The following is a 1,878-nucleotide window of genomic DNA, read 5'->3' as shown; positions in this document are numbered from 1 at the left end:
GCTCGCCGCCCGGCACCGGCTGGACCTGGCGGGGCTGCTGCCCCTCGCGCTGGCCGGCGCGGCGGAGGCCTGCTTCGCCGCCACCGCCATGCTGGCGGCGCTGCAGGCGCCGGCCGCGCAGCCGCGGCCGACGCTGCACCTGACCCTCGCCCTGCACCGCCTGCTGTTCGGCCCCCTGGCCCTGGAGGACGTCACCGAGGGCCCGTTGCTGACCGAGGGGCTGCTGGCGCTGCCGGGGGAGGAGCCGCTGCCGGCCCGCTGCCTGCACCTGCGGCCCGAGCTCTGGTCGGTGCTGGCCGGCCGCCGTCCGGGCTGGCCCGGCTGCCACGCCATCGAGGCCGCGGAGGACCTGGCGCCCGAGGCGGCGCGGCGGGAGGTGCCAGCGGTCGCCGCCCTGGTCGGCGCCGGGCATGTCCGCACCCTGGTGCTGCGTGGCCCGGCCGGCAGCGGCCGCGCCGCCCTGGCCGCCATGCTGGCCCGCGCCCTGGGGCTGCGGGCGCTGGCCGTGCCGCTGGCCACCTGGCGGGCGGAGCCGGGCCTGGTCGCCGCCTGCCCGCTGGCCGGCTGGCTGCCGGTGCTGACGGCCGGCCTGGGCCCCGGGGAGGTGCTGGACCCCGCCGCCGGGCGCCCGCAGGGGGGCCGGGACGGCGGGCCGCTCTGCATCCTCGCCGGCCAGGACGGGCTGGTGGCGGGGGAACGCGTGCTGGACCTGCCCCTGCCGGCGCCGGAGCCGGCGGAGCGCCAGGGGCTGTGGCGGCGGCATGTGCCGGATGCGGCACTGGCGGCCGAGCTGGCCGGCGCGGTGCGCCTGGGCGGCGCCGACCTGGCCGCCGTCGCCGGCGCCGCCCGGCTGCTGGCGATGCGCCGGGGGGAGGCGCTGGATCGCACCCATGTCGCCGCCGCCCGCCAGCGGCTGGGCGCCGACCGGCTGGGCCAGCTGGCGCAGCCGGTGCGGCGGCTGGTGGACGGGCGCGCGCTGGTCCTCGCGCCCGGGCTGCGGGAGGAGCTGGATGCGCTGGTGCGGCGCTGCCGGCGGCGGGAGGCGCTGTGGGACGGCCTGGGCGAGACGCTTTCCGCCACCCGATCGGCGGGCGTGCGGGCCCTGTTCGCGGGGGAGAGCGGCACCGGCAAGACGCTGGCCGCCAGCTACCTGGCGACGGCGCTCGGCGCCCCGCTCTGGCGCTGCGACATCGCCGCGGTGATGAACAAGTATGTCGGCGAGAGCGAGAAGAACCTCGGCGCCCTGCTGGAGGAGGCCGAGGCGCGCGACGTGGTGCTGCTGTTCGATGAGGCGGATGCGCTGTTCGGCCGCCGCAGCGAGGGCAAGGAGAGCGGCGAGCGCTACGCCAACATGCTGACGAATTTCCTGCTGACGCGGATCGAGGCGCATGCCGGCATCGTCGTGCTGACCACGAATTCGCGGCTGCGGCTGGACGGTGCCTTCATGCGGCGGCTGGACATGGTGCTGACCTTCCCCGCGGCGTCCTTCGCCGAGCGCCTGGCGCTGTGGCGCAGCCATCTCGGCGCCCGCGCCCCGGGGGAGGAGGCGCTGCGGCTGCTGGCGGGGTGGTGCGAATTCTCCGGCGGCAGCATCCGCAACGTGGTGCTGGCCGGGGCGGCGCTGGCGGAGGATGGCGCGCCGATCGGCCTGCCGGCGCTGCTGCCGGGGCTGGAGCGGGAATACCGCAAGCTTGGCCGCGCCATGCCGGCGGAGCTGGAGCGCCTGGCGCTGGACGGGACGGCGCCGCGGCGCGACGGGCCGCCGGACGCCCCGCCGGCGATGACGGAGGGCGCGGCATGAGCGGCGCGGCGATGAAGACGCGCGGCAGGCAGGCCGGCGCGGCGTCGGGCGGCGCGGCGCCGGCGGTGAAGCGCGCG

Annotated in this window: 1 protein-coding gene; it reads left to right on the top strand. The window is 79.0% G+C overall.

Going from position 1 to position 1,878, the window contains the following annotated elements; all coding sequences use genetic code 11:
* Positions 1-1,801, top strand: a 1,801-nt coding sequence (locus tag E2C05_RS31470; RefSeq protein WP_133223536.1) for an ATP-binding protein, incomplete at its 5' end; no start/stop codon positions are given.
* Positions 1,802-1,878 lie beyond the last annotated feature (77 nt).

It is taken from the genome of Paracraurococcus ruber, assembly GCF_004353985.1.
GTDB classification, from domain to species: Bacteria; Pseudomonadota; Alphaproteobacteria; order Acetobacterales; family Acetobacteraceae; genus Paracraurococcus; species Paracraurococcus ruber.
This window is presented reverse-complemented; position numbering and strand designations above follow the sequence as displayed.